A 14896-nucleotide genomic window follows, 5' to 3' on the forward strand; every position below is an offset into this window, starting at 1 on the left:
TCCTCAAGGATAGAAGACAGCCTCGCCCTTCAGCGCCTCGGCGAGCATTTTCTCGTACTGGCCGCGCGGCACGTCGACAGCGCCGAAGCGCTTCAAATGCTCGGTCGTGAACTGGGTGTCGAGCAACTCGAAGCCGCGCGCCTTCAGCCGTTCGACGAGATAGTAGAGACACGTCTTCGACGCATCGGTCTCCCTGGCGAACATGCTTTCGCCGAAGAACACGCGTCCGAGCGAAACGCCATAGAGGCCGCCGACCAACCGGCCCTCACGCCACGCCTCGACCGAATGGCAATGCCCAAGTCGATACAATTCGACATAGGCTTCGCGGATCGGCGCGTTGATCCAGGTCGAGCGGCGCTCCTCGCGCCTTTCGGCGCAGCCGTCGATCGTCGCCTCGAAATCGAAATCGTAGCGGATCTCGAACGGATGCTTGCGGATTGTCTTCTTGAGGCTGCGCGGTATATGGAAACCGTCCAGCGGAATGATGCCGCGCGTTTCCGGCCGCACCCAGAACACTTCCGGGTCGTCGGCGCTCTCGGCCATCGGGAAGACGCCAGAGGCATAGGCCCGAAGCAGCAGGTCGGTCGGAATGCGATAGCCTGGCGCGTAGGGGCGGGTCATCGCATCCCCGATTTATTCACCCTTAGCCAGGTATTTTTCCAGCCAGTGGATGTCGTAGTCGCCATTGGCGATGTCCGGGTTGCCGACAAGGTCGCGGAACAGCGGCAGCGTCGTCTTGATGCCGTCCACGACGAATTCGTCGAGCGCGCGGCGCAGCCGCATCATGCATTCGACGCGGTTGCGGCCATGCACGATCAGCTTGCCGATCAGGCTGTCGTAATAGGGCGGGATCTTATAGCCGGAATAGACACCGGAATCGACGCGGACTCCGAGCCCGCCGGGCGTGTGGAAATGTGTGATCGTGCCGGGCGAGGGCGCGAAGGTGCGCGGGTCCTCGGCGTTGATGCGGCACTCGATGGCATGGCCGGTGAACTTGATTTCCTCTTGCCGGACCGACAGCCCGCCGCCCGAAGCGACACGGATCTGCTCGTGCACGAGGTCGATGCCGGTGATCGCCTCGGTCACCGGGTGCTCGACCTGCAGGCGCGTGTTCATCTCGATGAAATAGAACTCGCCATTCTCGTATAGGAATTCGATCGTGCCGGCGCCGGAATAGCCGAGATCGGCGATCGCCTTGGCGCAGATGTCGCCGATGCGCGAACGTTCCTCGGCATTGAGCGCCGGCGAATTGGCTTCCTCCCAGACTTTCTGGTGCCGCCGCTGCAGCGAGCAGTCGCGCTCGCCGAAATGCACGCCGCGGCCGGCGCCGTCGCCAAACACCTGCACCTCGATATGGCGCGGCTTCTCCAGATATTTCTCGATGTAGACGGCGTCGTCGCCGAAGGCCGCTCCCGCTTCCGACTTGGCCGTCTGCAGCGCGACTTCGAGGTCCGCTTCGGTATGCGCCACCTTCATGCCGCGGCCGCCGCCGCCGGCCGAGGCCTTGATGATCACCGGATAGCCGATCTCGGCGGCGATGCGCTTGGCTTCCTTGTCGTCGCTGATCGCGCCGTCGGAACCGGGGACGACGGGAATGCCGAGGCGTTTTGCGGTGCGCTTGGCCTCGATCTTGTCGCCCATGATGCGGATATGGTCGCCCGACGGGCCGATGAAGGTGATGTTGTGGGCCGCCAGGATGTCGGCGAACTTGGCGTTCTCCGACAGGAAGCCGTAGCCCGGATGCACCGCGTCGGCGCCGGTGATCTCGCAGGCAGCCACGATCTGGTGGATGTTGAGATAGCTTTCGCGCGAGGGCGGCGGGCCGATGCACACGCTCTCGTCGGCAAGCCGCACATGCATGGCATCGGAATCCGCGGTGGAATGGACCACCACCGTCTGGATGCCGAGCTCCTTGCAGGCGCGCAGCACCCGGAGCGCGATTTCGCCGCGATTGGCGATGAGGATCTTCTGGAACATCTCTTGGCTGTTCCCGACTCTACTCGAGGACCACCAGCGGCATTCCATACTCGACCGGCTGAGCGTCCTCGATGAGGATCGCGGTCACCGTGCCGGCGCGCGGCGAGGGGATCTGGTTCATCGTCTTCATCGCTTCGATGATGAGCAGGGTCTGGCCTTCCTTCACCTTCTGGCCGATCTCGACGAACGGCTTGGCGTCGGGCGAGGGCGCCAGATAGGCCGTGCCGACCATCGGCGAGGGCACGGCGTTCTTCGACGGATCGGCGGGCGCCGCGGCGGCGGCCGCGGCAGGCTGAGCCGGTGCAGGCGCCGGAGCCGCGGCGACCGCCGGCAGTGGCGCTGCAACCGCGTGGACGGCCTGCGACTGGCGCGACACGCGCACCTTCAGGTCGCCGAGCTCGACCTCGATCTCGGTCAGATTGGTGTCGTTCAGAATGCCCGCCAGGTCGCGGATCAGCTGCTGGTCAACACCGTTCTTTTTTATCGACATTTTCGGGCCTTCTGTTTGGGGGTCGGTCACAGGCGTGCCGCCAGTGCCTGCAGCGCGAGCGTGTAGCCGAGCGGCCCGAACCCGCAGATCATGCCGACAGCGACCGGCGCGACCATGGAGACGTGGCGGAAGGGCTCCCGCGCGTGGATGTTGGAAAGGTGGACTTCCGCGACGGGCAGCGGCGCGATAGAGCGGATGGCGTCGTGGATGGCGATCGAGGTGTGGCTGTAGGCGCCGGGATTGATGACGATTCCGGAAGCCTTGTCGCCGGCTTCCTGGATCCAGTCGACCAGATCGCCCTCATGGTTGGACTGGCGAAAATCGATCTCGAGTCCGAGCGCGGCGCCCGCCGCCTTGCAATCCTCGGCGATGGCTGCAAGCGTTTTGCCGCCATAAATTCCCGGCTCGCGCTTGCCGAGCGCATTGAGATTGGGACCGTTGAGGACGAAAATCGTTTTCAATATGGCGACCTTGTTCTACGCCGGCCCCGAGCCGGCGCACTGGCCTCTATAATGGGCATAGCCGCCCGCGAAAAGAGCGCAAGTGCGTTCTTGCGCTGTCCACAGTGGCCGGTTTTTACATCCGCAAGCGCTTACAGCGCGCTCTTGGCCTGTTCGATCTTTTCCGCCAGAACCTGCTGGCCGAGCGCTCCGAAGATCACCTCGTTGCCGACCACGTAGGACGGCGTGCCGGTGATCGACAGTTTCGTCGCAAGGTCATAGGTGCGCGACAGCGTTTCGGCGATGCGCGGATCCTTCATCTTCTCGCGCAACGCCGCCTCGTCGGCGCCGAGCGAAAGCGCCACCTTGATGGCGGTTGCTTCGGTGGCGCGGCCCTGGCCGCCGAGCAGTTCGGTGTGGAATTCGCCGTATTTCTCCGGATGCATGAGGTGGAACGCCATGGAAACGACGCTGGCCTTCTGCGAATCCGGACTGAGGATCGGGAACTCCTTGAGCACGAAACGCAGGTCGGGGTCGGACTTGGTCAGCGCCTGCATGTCCTCGATGGCGCGTTTGCAGAAGCCGCAATTGTAGTCGTAGAACTCGACGATCGTGACCTTGCCCTTCGGATTGCCGACGACGCCGTCGAAGGTGGAGTTGAAGATCTCGTCCTTGGAATCCTTGATGACGCCGAGTGCCGCGAGCCGCTGCTCTTCCTTCTGCTTGGCCTCGAGCGCGTCCTGCACCTCGAGCAGAACCTCCGGGTTCTTCAAGAGATAGTCGCGAATGATGCCCTCGACCTCCTTCCGATCGATCTTGGTGTCGGCGGAGCCCTTGCTATCGATGGAGGACGTGACCTGCGCCACTTGCGCGGCTTCGGCCTTCGCGGTCTGGGGGTTCCCCGCGACGAAGCCGAACGCCAGCATGCCGAGCGCTACCGCCAGACCGCCAGCACTGCCAAGCAGGATTGCCTTGTTCATGATCGTCGATCCTTTTGCCTATCCTGGTGCGCCTTGGTCGCGGCCAACGCCCCGGAGGTTCATTTGAGTTTGTTCGATGGCGTGTAGTTTATAATATCCTGAGCGCGGACCCAGCGGGGTTCGCCGCGCTTCAATTTCTGTTGAGCGCGCATGGCGAAGATCTTCGCGTTCTTGTAGTCGCCCGAGTAGTAATGGCCCTCGGCGGTGGCGAGATCTGCGGCCGGAACGTCGCCGAGTTCGCCATAGGCTTGCGCCAGAAAGCGATAAGCATCGGAATTCTCTCTGTCGCGCCCGACGCCGTTGTTGAGCTGGGTGACGGCCTTCTTGAGCGAATCGGGTGTGCCGACCGCCATCAGCGCCTGTCCGAGGGAGACGAACAGCAGGCCGGAGCGTGCGGGATCGAGGCTGACCGCCTTGGCATAGGCGTCCGCCGCATCCTTCGGCTTGTTGATCTTCATCAGGATGTCGCCGCGCAACTCCTGGAAATACGGGTTCTTCGGCTGTTCCTTGATCAGCGCCGCCGTCTTGGTCAGCGCCGCGCCCGGATTGCCGTAGAGATAAGTCTGCTGCGCATCGCCGTAGCGCGAGGCGAGGCTGGTCGGGTTCTTGCGCATCAGCCGGGCGACGGCAGCCTGGCCCTGCATATAGGCGGCGATCTTGATGCGCATCATGTCGTGCCGCTGCTGCAGCGCCGGCGGGTCGACAACATTGACGAACGGACTTTGCTTGACGAGCACTTCGAGGTTGGCGATGCGCTCCTGCGGCATCGGATGGCTGATCCGGTAGGGGTCGACCTGGGTGCCGGCCAGCGACAGCGCGCTCTGGAAGCGGCCGAATGTCTTCAGCATGCCCGTGCCGGACTGGCCGGTGGCGTTGAGATAGGTGATCGCCGAGCGGTCGGCGGTGATCTCTTCGGTGCGCTGATAGGCAAGGATCGAGCGCTGCGCCATCTCGCCTCCGCCGGCCGCGACGCCCATGCCGGCGCCGGCAAGGCCGCGGCTGTTGGTGGTGGCCCCGGCAACCATGGCGCCGGCGCCGAGCAGCGTGGCGATGATAGCCATGGTCTTGGCGCGGTCGAGTTGGTCGCGCAGCTTCTGCTGGTGCCCGCCGGCGATATGGCCGGCCTCATGCGCGATGACGCCGATGATCTCGTTCGGCGTCTCGGCGGTCACCAGCGCGCCGGTGTTGATGAACAGGCGCCGTCCTGTGACGAAGGCGTTGAAGCTCGAATCGTTGACGAGCACGATGTCGATGCCGTCATTGGCGAGCCCCGCCGCCTTGAAGATCGGCCGGGCATAGTCGCGCACCAGCGCCTCGATCTCCGCGTCCCGCACCACCGGCACGCCTTGCGCCAAGGCGCTGACCGAGCTCGACACGGCAACGGCGGCGGCAAGCATAAGCGTCGCGAAACCGCGCGCGGTTCGGCTGAGGGAGGTCGATTCGCCAATCGATGGTCGGGGTCGGCTCAACATAGGTCCACTGGTAGACGAGCGGGCGAAAGATGAAAAGTCGGCACCGGCAACTTCCTGCGCGCTTGTGATCCCCACATCAATCGGGCATTTGTGCGGCGCTGTCCCGTAACTAGGGCAGTTCAAAGGCAAGTCTGCGCTCCTTGCATCCAGAATTCGCCGAAATAGGCAGGTTGGAAGAGGTAAAATGGTCGTTTCGCTTTCGCGCCGGGGGGAAGTCGAGCCCTTCCACGCCATGGACATCCTGGCCGAAGCCAACCGGCTGAAGGCCACCGGCGTGCCCGTCGTGTCGATGGCCGTCGGCCAGCCGTCGGATCCTGCGCCGGTCGGCGTCCGCGAGGCGGCGGCCGCGGCGCTCAGGCACGGCCGCATCGGCTACACCGACGCCTTGGGCCTGGCCGATCTGCGCAAGGCGATCGCGGCGCATTATGGCGAGCATTACGGGATCGACGTCGCGCCGTCGCGCATTGCCGTCACGACCGGTTCGTCGGCCGCCTTCAACCTCGCCTTCCTGGCCATGTTCGATCCGGGCGACCGCGTCGCCATCGCCGCGCCCGGCTATCCTGCCTACCGCAACATCATGGCCGCGCTCGGCATCGATGTCGTTGAGATCGAACTCGGCGCGGACGCCTATCTGCACGCCGAGCATCTGAAGGCCGCCCATCGCGAGAAGCCGCTGAGGGGTGTGCTGTTCGCCAGCCCCGCCAATCCGACCGGCGCGGTGATTCCGGCGGACGAGCTCGCTGCGCTGGTCAGAACGGCCGAGGAACTCGGCATCGCCGTGATCTCGGACGAGATCTATCACCGGCTGGCCTATGCGGCGCCCGATGTCACCGCGCTGGCGCATGGCGCCGGCGTCACCGTGATCAACTCCTTCTCAAAATACTATTGCATGACCGGCTGGCGCATCGGCTGGATGGTGTTGCCGGAAGAACTGGTGCGGCCGATCGAGCGTGTCGCCCAGAGCCTCTACATCTCGCCGCCGGAACTGTCGCAGATCGCGGCGATCGAGGCCTTCAAGGCGACGGAGGAGCTCGAAAAGGTGAAGGCGCGCTATGCCTGGAACCGGAACCTTCTGATGAAGCGTCTGCCGGAACTCGGCTTTGCGCTGGCCGCCCCGATGGACGGCGCCTTCTACGCTTTCTGCGATGTCACCCGCCACACCAATGACAGCATGGCCTTTGCACGAAAGATGCTGGCCGAAGCGCATGTCGCGGCGACGCCCGGCCGCGATTTCGACCCGCTGCAGGGCCACCGCACCATGCGCTTTTCCTATGCCGGCAGCCATGACGACATGGTCGAGGCGCTGGCGCGCATCGAACGCTGGCTGAAATAGAAGCCATGCCGGAACTCGATCAGGCACTGGCGGAAGTTGCCGCCGACATGGCGGAGCGCACCGATCGCGGCGAGGTGGCGACCTACATCCCGCAGCTCGGCAAGGTCGATCCGACGAAATTCGGCATCGCCGCGGTGACCAATGACGGGCGGGTCCTTCTTGCCGGCGATGCCGATCAGCCCTTTTCGATCCAGAGCGTCTCGAAAGTCTTCACGCTCACGCTGGCGCTTGGCAAGGTCGGCGATGCGCTCTGGCATCGCGTTGGCCGCGAGCCGTCCGGCAATCCGTTCAACTCTATCGTCCAGCTCGAGCACGAGAACGGCATACCGCGCAATCCGTTCATCAATGCCGGCGCCATCGTCGTCTCCGACGTCCTGCTCGCCGGCCATCAGCCGCGCGAGGCGATCGGCGAAATCCTGCGCTTCATCCAGTTCCTCGCCGACGACGAGACGATCATCGTCGACCGCGAAGTGGCCGCATCCGAACGGGCCACCGGCTACCGCAACTTCGCTCTGGCCAACTACATGAAATCTTTCGGCAATCTCCATCATGAGCCGGAGCTGGCGCTGGGTGTCTATTTCCACCATTGCGCGATCGCCATGAGCTGCCGCCAGCTCGCTATGGCCGGCCGCTTTCTGGCCAATGGCGGCAGGAACCCGGCGACAGGGCATTCTGTCGTGTCGGCCGAGCGGGCCCGCCGCATCGGCGCGCTGATGCTGACCTGCGGCCATTATGACGGTTCCGGCGATTTCGCCTTCCGCGTCGGCATTCCCGGCAAAAGCGGTGTGGGCGGTGGCATTCTCGGCATCGTGCCGGGAGTTGCTTCGCTGGCGGTATGGTCGCCCGGCCTCAACGAGAACGGCAACTCCAAGCTCGGCTCCATCGCCTTGGAGAAGCTCGCCCGGATGATGAACTGGTCGATCTTCGCGCCTTAACGCTGGTTTTTGGTAAGCGGTGGGCCATCGCACCTGGATCCTGAATGAGGTGCGGAGAAAAGGAGCCACTAAGGATGGCGACACGTTCGAGAGATGTCACGAGGTGTCAGCTGGTGTTTTGCCACTGAAGGCCTCCGCCAAATAGTCGATAAACACCCTGACTTTACGTGGGGTGTGACGTCGCTGAGCATAGAAGGCGAAGATCGGTTGCTCGATGGGTTCATAATCCGGCAGCAGCCGCACGAGGCGGTTCTCCGCTATATCCTGGGCGACCATGAAATCGCTCAAGAGGGAATAGCCCCCTCCCGCTAGGCAGGCGTTTCTCACCGCTCGCGCTGAGTTCATTGTCAGTTGCTGCGGCACTTCGAAGTCAATGACCTTCCCTTGATGCGAAAACTTATGAACGCGCCCCCATTCCCCGCTGACCTGAGTAACGGACGGGCGAGCCCTGATCTCGTCCAAGGTCCTCGGTGTCCCATATTGCTCGCAAAACTGGGGCGTCGCGACGAACACGATCCTCTGCGTGAAAATCTTCTGCGCAATCAGGGATGAATCGTTCAACGGTCCTACCCGGATGGCGACATCGAAGTGCTCTCCAATGAGATCGACCAGCCGGTTGCCAAGGTCGATTGAGACCTCGAGCTGCGGGAACCGTCTCACGAACTCAGGAACCGCTGATGCCAGGCACTCATTGCCAAAGGCCGTTACGCAGGAGACGTGGAGTTGGCCGCGAGGGGTTTCGTGGCGTTCGCGTACCGCGCTCCGCATCTGATCAAGTTCCTCCAGGAGGCCGGTGCTCTTTTGCACGAACTCCATGCCGGCATCCGTGAGATTGATCTGCCTGGTGGTGCGGTTGAAGAGACGTACGCCCAGATCAGCCTCCAAGTCCGCCACTATGCGGCTTACCGAGGCCGCGGAAAGGCGCAAATCGCGGCTCGCAGAAGAGAAGCTGTTACGTCGGGCGACTGCCACGGCCACCTTCATGGCCTCGATCATATCCATACGCCATTCTTCCGAAATTCAAAACAATGTCTCTCGCCCGGTGTCAATTAACACGGAAATCGGATTCATACATCAATGTGGCGAACGCTCAGTTTGAGGAGATGGACATGTCCACGAATCCTAGCTGGATACTTCGCAGCTACCCTTCCGCAATGCCCTCCGTCGAGAACTGGGCCTTGGAGGACCGCCCAATTCCCGAGGCTGCGGATGGTGAGCTGCTGGTGAAAACTTTGTGGCTATCCGTCGACCCCTATATGCGCGGTCGGATCAGCCCTGCGAAGAACTATGCTGCCGGTTTCAAGATTGGCGATCTGATGTGCGGCGGCGGAATTGGCGAGGTTATTACGTCTGAGTCTCCAGACTTCAAGCCAGGTGACCTGGTGATGAGCGATTATTTTGGTTGGCAGCCGTTCAGCGTGATCTCGGCCGCGTCGGCCAAACCAGTGACGACTACCGACGCTCCGATTCAGTCCGCGCTGAGCTATCTCGGCATGCCCGGTCTCACCGCCTACTTCGCTCTCCTCAAAACCGCAACTCCGAAGGTGGGGGAAACCGTGTTGATCTCTGCCGCTTCAGGAGCTGTGGGTCAGATTGCGGGACAGATCGCGCGGATCAAAGGATTCGACCCAGTCGCTGTTGCGGGCTCGGACGAGAAGCTGGAGTGGTGCAGGGAACTTGGATATCGGACCGGCGTCAATCATCGAAGCTCGGCTGATCTCGTGGCAGATGTTGCGACCGCATGCCCGAAAGGCGTCGACGTCTTTATCGACAACACCGCCGGGCCGATTCACGATGCAGCCATGTTAAACCTCAACACCTTTGGCAGGGTGGTGGTCGTAGGGACAGTTGCCTTGGCCGACCGATTTGACCAGCCCGACATCGGTGTCAGGCATCTCAGAAGGACCCTGATCACCCGCGCGCGGATAGAAGGGTTCCTGCTCGACGATCACGAGGGAGAATACGAGATGGCGATTGCCGATCTGCTGGCATGGCACAGACAGGGACTGCTTCAGACACGAGAAGATGTTGCGGAAGGCATTGAGACCGTGCCCCACGCTTTCGTTCGGATGTTGAAGGGAGAGAACTTCGGCAAGCAACTGGTCAAACTGTGATGCTCTGAACGAAGATTTGTCCGCTTCGGCCAACTGCAATTTTTGTGCACGCCTTACTCGGCGGGAATTCCAAGGCAGCAGCTCATCGATCCGACTCTGCTTATGGCCGTTGATGATGCCGGCTTTTCGTGCGTCCAGACCCGACTGAAAGAAAAATCCCGCGCCGGCGGCGCGGGATTTTTTTGTTATCTGCTCAGGCTATAGGCTTGAAAATCTTAGAAAAAACCCTTGCGCTGCCACCAGCCGGCGCGCTTCGGCTTGTCCTCGGCCTTGGCCTCGTCGGATACGTTCGAGGACACGACGGGAACAACCGGGGCGTCGATCGACTGCGGCTTGCGCCGCGTCGGATGCGCGTTGGCGGCGGGCTCCGCCTCGGCCGCCGCGGGTGCGGCAGCCGCCGGCTCCGGCTCGGGCTCGACTGTCACTGGCGCGGCCTGGGCTTCCGCCACAGGCTCCGACACCGTCTCGGTGACGGTTTCCTCGGCCGCCTTTTTGGCTCGTGAACGGCGCGGTTTCTTCGGCTTTTCGGCCGTCTCGGCATCGTCATTGGCGGCGGCGGGAGCGGCAGGCTGCTCGGGCGCGGCTGCCACCACCGGCTCGCCGGCGGTTTCCTCACCTTCCACCGCTTCGTCCTCGGTGTCGCCGACAGTCTCGCCGGCAACTGCCTCCGAAGCTTCGTCCTCGCGGCGGTTGCGCTTGCCGCCGCGCTTGCCGCGCCGGCGCTTCTTGGCCGCGCCTTCCTCCGTTGTCGCCGCCACGGCCTCACCGCCGGCGGTCACGCCCTGAGCTGTTTCTTCGGTACCATCCGCGGCGCCGGTTGCTTCGCCGGCTTCGGTCGGCGCAGCCGCGGCTTCGCCATTGTGCTCACGGTCGCGATCCCTGCCGCCGCGCCGCCGCCGGCGCTTGCGGCGTCTGCGGCCTTCGCCATCCTCGGAGCGCTGCTGGTGCTGGCCCTGCTGCTGCGGGTGGCGCGGCTGTTCGGCCTGGACCGAAACCTCTTCCTCCTCCTCCTCGACGACGATCTCGTCCTCGGGCTCTTCCAGCTCGACATAGGTCGGCAGGCTGCGCACTTCGACAAAGCCTTCCGGCTTTTCGGCAATGGCGCCGCGGAAGATCGCGTAGTGCTGGGTGCCGAGCGTCTCGTCAGCCTCGATCGTGATGGTCAGGCCGAAACGGGCTTCGAGCTCCACCAGATTGGCGCGCTTGTGGTTGAGCACATAGAGCGCGGTCGCGGCCGGTGTGCGCACGATGATGTGGCTGCGCGAATCCTTGAGCAGGAATTCCTCGATCGCCCGCACCACCATCAGCGCCACGGAAGAATCGGAGCGCACATGACCGGTACCGCCGCAATGCGGGCAGGGCTTCATGGTCGATTCCAGCACGCTGGCGCGGATGCGCTGGCGCGACATCTCCATCAGGCCGAAATGCGAGATGCGGCCGACCTGGATGCGGGCGCGGTCGTTCTTGAGGTGATCCTTCAGCCGCTTCTCGACGGCGCGGTTGTTGCGGTTCTCCTCCATATCGATGAAGTCGATGACGATCAGACCGGCAAGGTCGCGCAACCTGAGCTGGCGCGCGACTTCCTCGGCCGCTTCCAGATTGGTGTGGAGCGCGGTCTCCTCTATCGAATGCTCCTTAGTGGAGCGGCCGGAGTTGACGTCGATCGAAACCAGCGCCTCGGTCTGGTTGATGATGATGTAGCCGCCGCTCTTCAGCGTCACCTGCGGCTGCAGCATGCGGTCGAGCTGCGCCTCGATGCCGTTGCGCACGAAGATCGGCGTGGTGTCGCGGTAGGGCTGAACCACCTTGGCGTGGCTCGGCATCAGCATGCGCATGAAGTCCTTGGCCTCGCGATAGCCGTCCTCGCCGGAGACTAGGATCTCGTCGATATCCTTGTTGTAGAGGTCGCGCACCGAGCGCTTGATCAGGCTGCCTTCCTCATAGACCAGGGCAGGGGCGGTGGATTGCAGCGTGAGGTTGCGGACATTCTCCCACAGCCGCATCAGATATTCGTAATCGCGCTTGATCTCGGCCTTGGTGCGGCTTTCGCCGGCGGTGCGCAGGATGACGCCCATGCCCTGCGGCACTTCGAGGTCGGCCACGACCTCCTTCAGGCGCTTGCGGTCCTGCGCGTTGGTGATCTTGCGCGAGATGCCGCCGCCGCGCGCCGTGTTGGGCATCAGCACCGAATAGCGGCCGGCAAGCGAGAGATACGTGGTGAGAGCCGCGCCCTTGTTGCCGCGCTCTTCCTTGACCACCTGCACCAGAAGGATCTGCCGGCGCTTGATGACTTCCTGGATCTTGTACTGGCGACGCACCGGCTTGCGGCGGTTGCGGATCTCCTCGAGAGCGTCTTCGGCGCCGACCGATTCGACCTCGTGCTCGTCGGAATGCGAGGACGAGATATCCTCCAGCATGCCGCGATCAGCGTCGCTGGCGGCGGCTTCGCCGCTCTGCTCGGACTGATCCGTCTGCGGGACCGCTTCGGAAATCACGTCGGCGTCGACGCTCGCGGCGATCGATGTGGGCCCGCCTTCGGACGGTTTCCCGTCCTCGTCGTCGGCATCTTCGGCCGCTACGGCGTCGCCGCCAGTCTCGGCGGCAGGCCCTTCAGGGGTTTCCGGCGCGGCCTCGGCGGCCTCGGAGACCATCTCGGCATTTTCCGCCTGGGCATTGGCGGTTTCGCCGCCGGCATTTTCGTTGTTCACCGCCTCGGTAGCCGTTTCCTCGGCCGCTATGGCCTCAGCCGGGCTTTCCCCGCTTTCAGGGGAAGCGGCGACTTCGGCATCCTGCTTGTGCTCGCCGCGGTCGCGGTTCTTGCCGCCGCGACGCCGGTTGCGCCGGCCGCCGCGATCGCGCGCCTGCTGCTCTTCGCCGCTCTCGGCCTCCTCGTCGTCCTCGTCCTCGGCTTCCTGCGCTTCGGCGCGCAGCAGAGCCTGACGGTCGGCGACCGGGATCTGGTAATAATCGGGATGGATTTCACTGAAGGCGAGGAAACCGTGACGGTTGCCGCCATACTCGACAAAGGCTGCCTGGAGGGAAGGTTCGACGCGGGTTACACGGGCGAGGTAGATGTTTCCTTTGAGCTGCTTCTTGTCCTGGGATTCAAAGTCAAATTCTTCGATGCGGTTACCGCGAACGACGACAACGCGTGTTTCCTCCGGGTGGGAGGCGTCTATCAGCATCTTGTTGGGCATTATTTTGTTTCCTGCCGGCAGCCGACGGCCGCAGCTGGCGTGGCAACGCCCGCCGCTGTGCGCCTGTATCTGTGTGCATGCCGGATAATTGAATGTCCGCTAGCCGCCGCTTCAGCGCGATGGCGGTGCCGCCCGCAGCCACTATGGCGCGGTTTGATGCGGACCTTTCCATGATTGCGCTTGAAGCCATCGGCACCCAGCAGACCTTTTGAACCAAAGCCCGGGCTGAGCCGGACCAGCTTGTTTGCTCACGAAGAGCCGGCGCGGGCAACCCCGGCCGTTTTCCTCACGCAAGCGATTCCCCCGCCACGGGAGCACGCCTGCGAAAATCGTCGCGACCACCTGAGCCTGGAAGGATAACGGAGCCGCCTTTGCATCCGGCCTTTGGCAGGAAACCGCTCAGGCGAGCGGTTCCAGGATTGCAGTGATCCAACGTCGCTTTTATGATTTGGCGGGATGGAAGGCAACCCCGATTTCGGATGCCGGCAAAAAGCGCTTCCGCAGGGGAAGGTGCCTTTCGTCGCGCTCCATGAAAGGCTTGGTTAACCTTCTCTGAATACCAATCGTTAATCGAATTGGTGGCCTGACGGGCACTCTGCAGGAAGACCGGACGCAAGGCGTCAAACCGGGAGCGGCGGATAAGAGATGGGATCGGCGGGCACCGCGGACAAGAGGGGTAGGGCCGCCGGGCATGTCCTGCGCCTGGCTTGGCTCGCCTTGCTGGTGACCATCCTGTCCTGTTTCGCGGCCGCGCACGCCGATACCCTGCTTGGCGCAACCGGCTACAAGATGGCCGGCGACGCCGCAAAGATGCGCATCGTCTTGAACTTCGACCGCGAACCGGACATCAAATGGTTCCTGCTGCGCGGCCCCTATCGCCTGGTCGTCGACCTGCCACGCACGCGATTCGCTCTCGACGCCAAGGATGTGAAGCCGCGCGGCCTCGTACGGGCCGTCCGCTACGGCGATCAGGGGCACGGTTCGCGCCTGATCCTCACCGGCAAGGGACCTTTCGCCGTCGACAAGCTCGACGTGCTCAAGAATGACGACGGCAGCGGCTATCGCATCGCCATCGACATGTCGGCCGCTTCCGAACGGGAGTTCGACGAAGCACTTGCCAACCAGGCGCTGACGACCGGTTCGACCGTTTCCGCCGGAAAGGGCGAGCGGGTCGGCACCGGACCGATCTCGGCGCCCGGCCATCGCTTCACGGTGGTTATCGACCCTGGTCATGGCGGCGTCGATGGCGGGGCTGAAAGCTCCGCCGGGACGGTCGAGAAGGACGTTACGCTCGCCTTTGCCAAGGAATTGCGCGACAAGCTGGCCGCGGTCGGCAAATACGATGTCTATATGACGCGCGACAATGACGTGTACCTGGCGCTGGACGAACGCGTGCGCATCGCGCGCCAGCATGAGGCCGACCTTTTGATCTCCATCCATGCCGATACGATCGCCGTCAAAGGGCTTCGCGGCGCCACGGTCTACACGCTGTCGGACAAGGCTTCCGATCCGGAGGCCCAGGCGCTCGCCGATCGCGAGAACCTCTCCGACCAGTTTGCCGGGATGAAGATCGAGGACGACAACAAGGAAGTCACGGACATCCTGATCGATCTGATCCGCCGTGAAACCCATAGTTTCTCGATGAGCTTCGCCCATACGCTGGTCGGTCAGCTGTCGACCAGCGTCGGCTTGATCAACAATCCGCAGCGTTCGGCAGGCTTCAGGGTGCTCAAGGCCCCGGACGTGCCGTCGGTTCTGGTTGAGCTTGGCTACCTGTCCAACGTCAAGGACGAGGCGCAACTGCTCAGCGCCGACTGGCGCGGCAAGGCGGCGCAAAGCATAACAAACGCTGTCGCCCTGTTTGCCGCCGCCAAGGCCGGAACCGCGACGGGCGGCTGAGCCCGGCCGCACCCTGCCCACAACCGCCGGGGCGCCTGCAACCACAAGCGGCGTTGCAC

The 14896-nt window shown here is 63.4% G+C and carries 12 protein-coding genes; 4 read left to right on the forward strand and 8 right to left on the reverse strand.

The window, feature by feature from the left end:
* Positions 1–3 precede the first annotated feature (3 nt).
* The 6 genes from aat to P9273_RS22245 all read right to left on the reverse strand — a co-directional run bounded on the left by aat (position 4) and on the right by P9273_RS22245 (position 5359).
* Positions 4–621 carry a leucyl/phenylalanyl-tRNA--protein transferase gene (aat, locus tag P9273_RS22220; RefSeq protein ID WP_040999852.1) on the reverse strand — a complete coding sequence of 206 codons (618 nt, stop codon included), beginning with the start codon at positions 619–621 and terminating at the stop codon, positions 4–6.
* A gap of 12 nt (positions 622–633) precedes the next feature.
* Positions 634–1977 carry an acetyl-CoA carboxylase biotin carboxylase subunit gene (gene accC / locus P9273_RS22225; protein ID WP_040999851.1) on the reverse strand — a complete coding sequence of 448 codons (1344 nt, stop codon included), beginning with the start codon at positions 1975–1977 and terminating at the stop codon, positions 634–636.
* 19 nt (positions 1978–1996) lie between these two features.
* Positions 1997–2467 (reverse strand): acetyl-CoA carboxylase biotin carboxyl carrier protein, encoded by a 471-nt coding sequence (gene accB, locus P9273_RS22230; RefSeq protein ID WP_278050818.1) that lies wholly within the window; start codon positions 2465–2467, stop codon positions 1997–1999.
* Between the two features lie 26 nt (positions 2468–2493).
* Positions 2494–2928: a type II 3-dehydroquinate dehydratase gene (gene aroQ, locus P9273_RS22235; protein WP_278050819.1), complete on the reverse strand. Its 435-nt coding sequence runs from the start codon at positions 2926–2928 to the stop codon at positions 2494–2496.
* Positions 2929–3059: 131 nt separating this feature from the next.
* Positions 3060–3887: a DsbA family protein gene (locus P9273_RS22240; RefSeq protein WP_278050820.1), complete on the reverse strand. Its 828-nt coding sequence runs from the start codon at positions 3885–3887 to the stop codon at positions 3060–3062.
* A gap of 59 nt (positions 3888–3946) precedes the next feature.
* Positions 3947–5359: a M48 family metalloprotease gene (locus P9273_RS22245; RefSeq protein WP_278050821.1), complete on the reverse strand. Its 1413-nt coding sequence runs from the start codon at positions 5357–5359 to the stop codon at positions 3947–3949.
* Positions 5360–5543: 184 nt separating this feature from the next.
* Here P9273_RS22245 and P9273_RS22250 point away from each other — a divergent pair, with 184 nt between their 5' ends.
* Both P9273_RS22250 and P9273_RS22255 read left to right on the forward strand, forming a co-directional pair.
* Entirely contained in the window at positions 5544–6692 is a 1149-nt protein-coding gene (locus P9273_RS22250) for a pyridoxal phosphate-dependent aminotransferase (protein WP_278050822.1), read from the forward strand.
* A 5-nt stretch (positions 6693–6697) separates the two neighbouring features.
* The gene (locus P9273_RS22255) at positions 6698–7627 is read left to right on the forward strand and encodes a glutaminase (RefSeq protein ID WP_278050823.1); all 930 of its coding nucleotides are present in this window, start codon (positions 6698–6700) and stop codon (positions 7625–7627) included.
* Positions 7628–7723: 96 nt separating this feature from the next.
* Here P9273_RS22255 and P9273_RS22260 read toward each other — a convergent pair whose 3' ends face one another.
* Positions 7724–8629, reverse strand: coding sequence for a LysR family transcriptional regulator (locus P9273_RS22260; RefSeq protein WP_278050824.1), 906 nt, complete (start codon positions 8627–8629; stop codon positions 7724–7726).
* Positions 8630–8736: 107 nt separating this feature from the next.
* On the opposite strand from P9273_RS22260, the gene P9273_RS22265 reads away from it, so the two are divergent.
* A complete protein-coding gene (locus P9273_RS22265; RefSeq protein WP_278050825.1) occupies positions 8737–9741 on the forward strand; it encodes an NADP-dependent oxidoreductase in 1005 nt (334 codons plus the stop codon).
* A 215-nt stretch (positions 9742–9956) separates the two neighbouring features.
* Here the strand turns inward: P9273_RS22265 and P9273_RS22270 are convergent, their stop codons facing one another.
* Positions 9957–12938, reverse strand: coding sequence for an Rne/Rng family ribonuclease (locus P9273_RS22270; protein ID WP_278050826.1), 2982 nt, complete (start codon positions 12936–12938; stop codon positions 9957–9959).
* 645 nt (positions 12939–13583) lie between these two features.
* On the opposite strand from P9273_RS22270, the gene P9273_RS22275 reads away from it, so the two are divergent.
* Positions 13584–14837, forward strand: coding sequence for an N-acetylmuramoyl-L-alanine amidase (locus P9273_RS22275; RefSeq protein WP_278050827.1), 1254 nt, complete (start codon positions 13584–13586; stop codon positions 14835–14837).
* Positions 14838–14896: the final 59 nt, after the last annotated feature.

The organism is Mesorhizobium sp. WSM4935 (assembly GCF_029625735.1).
In the GTDB taxonomy this organism is placed as follows: Bacteria; Pseudomonadota; Alphaproteobacteria; order Rhizobiales; family Rhizobiaceae; genus Mesorhizobium.

Coding starts and splice junctions, on each gene's coding strand:
- aat (WP_040999852.1), bottom strand. CDS start 621: ATGACCCGCCCCTACGCGCCAGGCTATCGCATTCCGACCGACCTGCTG.
- accC (WP_040999851.1), bottom strand. CDS start 1,977: ATGTTCCAGAAGATCCTCATCGCCAATCGCGGCGAAATCGCGCTCCGG.
- accB (WP_278050818.1), bottom strand. CDS start 2,467: ATGTCGATAAAAAAGAACGGTGTTGACCAGCAGCTGATCCGCGACCTG.
- P9273_RS22240 (WP_278050820.1), bottom strand. CDS start 3,887: ATGAACAAGGCAATCCTGCTTGGCAGTGCTGGCGGTCTGGCGGTAGCG.
- P9273_RS22245 (WP_278050821.1), bottom strand. CDS start 5,359: ATGTTGAGCCGACCCCGACCATCGATTGGCGAATCGACCTCCCTCAGC.
- P9273_RS22250 (WP_278050822.1), top strand. CDS start 5,544: ATGGTCGTTTCGCTTTCGCGCCGGGGGGAAGTCGAGCCCTTCCACGCC.
- P9273_RS22255 (WP_278050823.1), top strand. CDS start 6,698: ATGCCGGAACTCGATCAGGCACTGGCGGAAGTTGCCGCCGACATGGCG.
- P9273_RS22260 (WP_278050824.1), bottom strand. CDS start 8,629: ATGGATATGATCGAGGCCATGAAGGTGGCCGTGGCAGTCGCCCGACGT.
- P9273_RS22265 (WP_278050825.1), top strand. CDS start 8,737: ATGTCCACGAATCCTAGCTGGATACTTCGCAGCTACCCTTCCGCAATG.
- P9273_RS22270 (WP_278050826.1), bottom strand. CDS start 12,938: ATGCCCAACAAGATGCTGATAGACGCCTCCCACCCGGAGGAAACACGC.
- P9273_RS22275 (WP_278050827.1), top strand. CDS start 13,584: ATGGGATCGGCGGGCACCGCGGACAAGAGGGGTAGGGCCGCCGGGCAT.